The 5,004-nt window shown below is 59.9% G+C and carries 4 protein-coding genes; all 4 read left to right on the top strand.

Going from position 1 to position 5,004, the window contains the following annotated elements; all coding sequences use genetic code 11:
* Positions 1-249 precede the first annotated feature (249 nt).
* From FVW27_RS07700 to FVW27_RS07685, 4 genes are read left to right on the top strand one after another with little or no spacing between them, the layout of a single operon-like run.
* Positions 250-1,719 (top strand): sigma 54-interacting transcriptional regulator, encoded by a 1,470-nt coding sequence (locus FVW27_RS07700; RefSeq protein WP_167124076.1) that lies wholly within the window; start codon positions 250-252, stop codon positions 1,717-1,719.
* 46 nt (positions 1,720-1,765) lie between these two features.
* On the top strand, positions 1,766-2,896 hold the full coding sequence (locus FVW27_RS07695) for an FtsX-like permease family protein (RefSeq protein ID WP_167124074.1): 1,131 nt from the start codon (positions 1,766-1,768) through the stop codon (positions 2,894-2,896).
* Positions 2,896-3,582 carry an ABC transporter ATP-binding protein gene (locus FVW27_RS07690; protein WP_167124072.1) on the top strand — a complete coding sequence of 229 codons (687 nt, stop codon included), beginning with the start codon at positions 2,896-2,898 and terminating at the stop codon, positions 3,580-3,582. The genes FVW27_RS07695 and FVW27_RS07690 overlap by 1 nt, the downstream gene beginning before the upstream one ends.
* An 8-nt stretch (positions 3,583-3,590) precedes the next feature.
* Entirely contained in the window at positions 3,591-4,652 is a 1,062-nt protein-coding gene (locus FVW27_RS07685) for an HlyD family secretion protein (protein ID WP_167124070.1), read from the top strand.
* Positions 4,653-5,004: the final 352 nt, after the last annotated feature.

Genomic DNA, 5,004 nt, shown 5'->3' with positions numbered 1-5,004 from the left:
CCCGCCAATAAGACTCCTTTTTCGACCTTCGCCTGCGATTCGACGGCATACCCGCACCTCCTTGATTGGAGGATGAGCATGCAGGATTTCAAACGAGGGCGGTAGAAGGAGGTGATGTGACGCTTACTTTCATACAATTACTTGTTCCCAAAGGTTCTGTTTGTCGGGGAGTGGTGCGCCGCGTCCGGGTCTGGGTTTGGCCCAGGAGCGCGCGGAGTGACGCCATTTGCCCTCGAAGAGGAGAGGAGAATGGCCAACATTCTGATGATCGGGCATCAGGCGGATTTGTATGTCCACCTGTCCCGCCTTCTCGTCTCAGAAGGGCATACACTACATATTGCATCTACATTTGATGAGGGCATTTCGTATTGTGGGTCGATGGACTGCAACCTTGTGGTGCTTGAAGATACTGTTGTTCAGGAGGTGTCCGCTGCAATAACTTTGCTGCGTGAGACGGCATCATCTCCTCAGGTTGTTGTGGTTGCCGATAGTTACAATCCAGATCGTGGGCATGCGGCGTTGCTTGGCGGAGCGCTGAATTACATGCGCAAGGGTACGGCGCCACGAGCCATTTGTGCGTTGATCGGAAAATTGCCCACTCTTTCTGCGTCATCTTGTAACATTCCATCGTTTCGCAATTTTGGAATTTATGGGAGCTCTGCAAAATTGCAGGTACAGTTAGGTATTATTTCCAGATCACGCAGTGCGATAGTGAACGTGCTGTTGCAAGGTGAAACCGGGACAGGGAAAGAGTTGTTTGCCAGGGCCATCCATCGGATGAGCCCACGGAAAGATGGTCCGTTGATTACCGTGGATTGTGCCTCGTTGCCCGAGCATCTCGTGGAAAGCTTGCTTTTTGGCTATTCACAGGGGGCATTTACTGGTGCGGCGCGGTCGCGGGTGGGACTCATCAAGCAGGCTGACGGGGGGACTCTGTTTCTGGACGAGGTAAGCGAATTGCCGCTGTCACTGCAAAAGAAGTTTCTGCGCGTCTTGCAGGAGCGACGCTATCGCCCCGTGGGGGGCGGCAAGGAAGAAACAAGCAACTTTAGGCTGGTGGCGGCGACAAACAGGGATTTACAGGAAATGGCCCGGCTGGGGACGTTCCGCGATGATCTGCTGTACCGCATCAGCACGATGAAAGTGTTGCTTCCTCCGTTGCGCGAGCGAGGCGCAGACGTGATCGAGATAGCCGAACATTTGCTGGAGGCGAGAGCCGCCGCGAATGGCGGCAGCCCGAGGCAGATGTCGGCGGATTTCAAGGCCCGTTTGTTGGCGTACCCGTGGCCGGGGAACATCCGGGAACTCGTCAACGTCATAGATTGCACGTTGGCAGTGGCCGAGGATGGCGATGCCCTGTTTGCCGAGCATCTGCCCGCAACGATTCATGCGGGGATGCTTCAAGCCAGCACCCCTGCATGGCCCGACCAAGGGCAGGGTGCTGCCCACAGACGGGGCGGGATGGCGCAAAGCCCGGCTGCAGTGGATGGGGATGCGCGTCTGCAGTCTGGAGAGGATGTTGCGCTCTCCATTTCGCGGCCGCATGTCATCCCGTCGTTTCGCGAGGCAAAGCGCGAGGCGATGGAGAGCTTCGAGCGGACATATCTTTCGAAATTGTATGCAGAGACTCAGGGCAATGTGCAGAATGCATGCGCATTGTCGAATTTGTCCCGAGCCAGGCTGTACGAACTGATGAGGAAGTACAGTATATTGGGTTGACGTTCGTGTTGTCGTCCACGTTCTTCAGCCGTGCAGGACTGCAGTCATGATCCTCGAAATTGCCTGCCGAAATCTTTTTCACGACCGTGTAAGGCTTGTCGTGACACTTACAGGCATCGTTTTTGCGGTGGTGCTGGTAACGATACAGTGCGGGCTTTTCCTGGGGTTCATCACCACCATCTCCGGCGTAGTGGACAACAGTCAGGCCGACTTGTGGGTGACCTCGCGCGGGGTCAAGACGTTCGACATCGCCATGCCCATGCCGGAAAGCCGGGTGCAGCAGGTTCAGGGGGTAGAAGGGGTGGCGGACGCCGCAGGGATGGTCGTGGACTTCTCTTTCTGGAAAAAGCCGGATGGCGGGCAGGAGTCCATAGAAATCATCGCCTTTGAGAAACGCAAAGGCCTTGGTGGTCCATGGAACATGATCGAGGGTGATGCAACGCGTCTGGACGCCGAGGACTCGGTGATCATGGACGCCCTCTATCTGGAAAAGCTGGGCGTCACTTCACTTGGCGAACAAGTTGAAATCGTGGCCCATCGAGCCAGGGTGATGGGCTTCACCATTGGCATTCGTTCCTTCACCACTTCGCCTTACGTATTCACCGACTATCGCAACGGGCATCTCTATTCGCGGTTCGCCCCCGGGCAGATCACCTACGTGCTGGTCAAGGCGGATCCGGGCGCGAATCTGGACGAGCTGAGAAAACGTATCGCCGGGCAGGTCGCGCATGTGGATGTGTTCACCACCCAGGAGTTCAGCCAAAAAACCCGCGAGTACTGGATGCTCAGCACCGGGGCCGGTGGGGCCTTGGTGTTGGCCGCACTGCTCGGCCTGGTGGTGGGCATGGTCATCGTTGCCCAAACGCTGTATGCGACCACAATGGACCACCTGCCCGAATTCGCCACATTGAAGGCCATGGGGGCGCCTGACGGGTACATCCTGCGCATCATCATGGGGCAGGCGGTGATCAGTGCGTTGCTGGGCTACGGCCTTGGCATGGGGATCTGCTTCGCCATCGCACATCTGCGCCGCTACGGAGAAACCGCCATCATCCTGTCGCCCCCCCTGGCGCTGGGCATGTTTTTTCTCACGCTTTTCATGTGCGTCGCGGCGTCCGTGATCTCCATCCGCAAGGTGCTGGTCATCGATCCCGCCATCGTGTTCAAGGGGCGCTGATGGAATCCCGGCCATTACTTGAAGTGCGCGACGTGAGCATGGTTTTCGGCAGTGGGGAGAATGCCCAGTATGCCCTGCGCGACGTGGACCTGGCCGTGTTCGACGGAGAGGTGCTGATGCTGCGCGGCCCATCGGGCAGTGGCAAGACGACGTTGCTGTCCATAATGGGCGGCATTCTTTCTCCCACCAGCGGCGACGTGTTCATTGACGGGCACGCGATGACAAAGCGGTCCGCGGCAGAGACATCCGCCCTGCGACTTCAGTACTTCGGCTTCATTTTTCAGGATTACAACCTCTTCCCGACACTGTCCTGTTCGCAGAACATCCAGGTGGCCTTGGATCTGCGGGGGGTTGCCAGGGTGGAGGCGCGGCGGATCGCCGCCCAGACGTTGCAAGAGGTTGGCCTGGGGAACAAGCAGGACGCGATGCCGGCCAAACTCAGCGGGGGCCAGAAACAGCGCCTGGCGGTTGCGCGAGCCCTGGCGGGGTCGCCCAAGGTGATGCTTGCCGATGAGCCGACGGCGGCGCTTGATTCAGGGAATGGCCTCATGATCATGGCACTGCTGCGCGACCTTGCACACGCGCGCGGTCGCGCCGTTGTCGTGGTGACCCACGATGACCGTATCATGCCGTATGCCGATCGGGTCGTGCACATCGAAGATGGACGGATAAAGGTTCCGGGGTGAGGTTCGCCATGAAGCCCAGGCTGATTGTCTTTGCGGCGATTGCCGGCGTGGCGTCGGTGCTCGTGTTTTCCAGGTCGGTACAGCCGCCACTGACCGGGCTCATGCCGCGCACGTCTGCTGCTGCGGCCCTTGAAGAGCGGAAGCAGGGGTGGATAGTCGCCTCCGGAAGGGTAGAGCCCGTAACCAAGGAACTGGTTCTCGGCTTCGAGACCAGCGGGGTCATCGAAACACTCCACGTGGCCGAGGGAGACAGGATCGAGAAAGGGCAGTTGCTCGCCCGCCTTCGCAACGAGGTGGAACTGGCCCAGCTTGATGAGGCGCGTGCCAATGCGCTTGCCGCACGAATGGAACTGGAGAAGCTGACCAACGGAGCCAGGCCGGAAGAAAAGGGAGAGGCGCAGGCCAGGGAGCGCCGGGCGCTCAAGGTGTTCGAGCAGGCCCGGCAGGAGGCGGCGCGGCGTCAGCGGCTCCGGTCTCAGGACGCCATCTCCAGGGAAGACATGGAACGCGCCCAGCGCGACATGGACGTGGCAAAGCAGGAGTATGACGCGGCCTGGCAGCAGTTGAAGCTGGTCGAAGACATGTACCGGCGGGAGGACGTGGCCAAGGCAGGGCATCAACTGGCCGCGGCCGAGGCCGCCGTCCGGGTTGCCGAGTCCACACTGCGCCGCATGGATCTGCGGTCTCCGGTGGCCGGAACGGTGTTGCGTGTGCATGGCGAACCGGGTGAAGTCTTTTCGCTCTTTGCGCCCTCGCCTGTGATCAGCGTCGGTGATATTGCGGCGCTCAACGTCAGGACAGAAGTGGATGAACGGGACATCGGCCGCGTCAGGGTGGGGCAGGCCGCGTACGTGAGGGCCGATGCCTATGGCAAGGAACGGTTCGGCGGCAAGATAACCCGCGTGGTGCTCAGCCTGACGCCCAAGACCCTGCGCACCGGCAACCCGTCGGAGCCGGTGGACAGGAGTGTGCTGGAGGTGCTGATCACGCTCGATGCGCCCGGCCCGCTCGTCAGTGGCTTGCGAGTGGATGCCTACATCGATGCCTCTGCACTCCCCTTGCCGCAGTGACGTTTTGAGGGCGCACCAGCATGCCGTTGCTTCAGGAACACCACCCCGCGCGCACTGTTGCGGCGCCGCCGGGCGAGATATTATGGCGAGTTGCTCCGTTCGCTGTCTATATGGTGTTCACGGCAATTGTCGAGGTTGCGACATTGCTCGGCCTGTCGTTTTCAAGCGCATGGGCGGGTACGCTCTATCCCGTAAGGGCCGTTTGCGTGGCGGTGGCGTTGGGGGGTAACCGTCCAGACAACCCCACCTTTTCAGGCGAGCGGTCATCAAGTAGACATCAGTGAACTGGCTTAGACCGGGTTGTTCTTTGACATGCCTTGCGGCAGCAGGGCCTTGAGGTCGTCCTGGCTGC

Source organism: Nitratidesulfovibrio liaohensis (assembly GCF_011682075.1).
Classification (GTDB): Bacteria; Desulfobacterota; Desulfovibrionia; order Desulfovibrionales; family Desulfovibrionaceae; genus Cupidesulfovibrio; species Cupidesulfovibrio liaohensis.
This window is presented reverse-complemented; position numbering and strand designations above follow the sequence as displayed.